Source organism: Photorhabdus sp. RM71S, from assembly GCF_042879355.1.
GTDB classification, from domain to species: Bacteria; Pseudomonadota; Gammaproteobacteria; order Enterobacterales; family Enterobacteriaceae; genus Photorhabdus; species Photorhabdus kayaii.
In genome coordinates this window covers 1-393 of record NZ_JBHFKV010000221.1, presented here as the reverse complement: position 1 = coordinate 393, position 393 = coordinate 1, and the positions used below count along the sequence as shown (strand labels likewise).

Sequence of the window (393 nt, the reverse complement as noted above, 5' to 3'; positions counted from 1 at the left end):
CTTTGAAACAATAAGCGATTAGCCCTCCTAACACATTCAACATGAATCCCTGTAGACTACGGTGTCGTGAGTGCTCTATCTGAGAAATATTCTTTAACTGATCATGGATGGTTTCTATGATGAAACGCTTTGATAACATCACCTTATCCCACACTGAGAGCGCTTTTGCCTTCATGTTACTGCGCGTATCCGTTATCAATGTCACCCCTGCTGCGTTTAAATCATCAAACAGAGCCTGACTGATATATCCCTTGTCGCCGTAAAGCGTTCCTGTTAATCCCGTTGCTAACTCACGGACAGGCTCCCGATCATCGACATTACCCGGAGTGAGTTTGGCTGACACAATTTCTCCCTGATGATTGACTATCAGATGCAGCTTAAAACCGAAAAACC

1 protein-coding gene is annotated in these 393 nt (G+C 44.3%); it reads right to left on the bottom strand.

The genetic code is table 11. The features are described 5' to 3' along the window. The coding region (locus ACGF5R_RS24615; RefSeq protein WP_387693271.1) for an IS982 family transposase at positions 1-393 on the bottom strand (393 nt) is incomplete at both ends.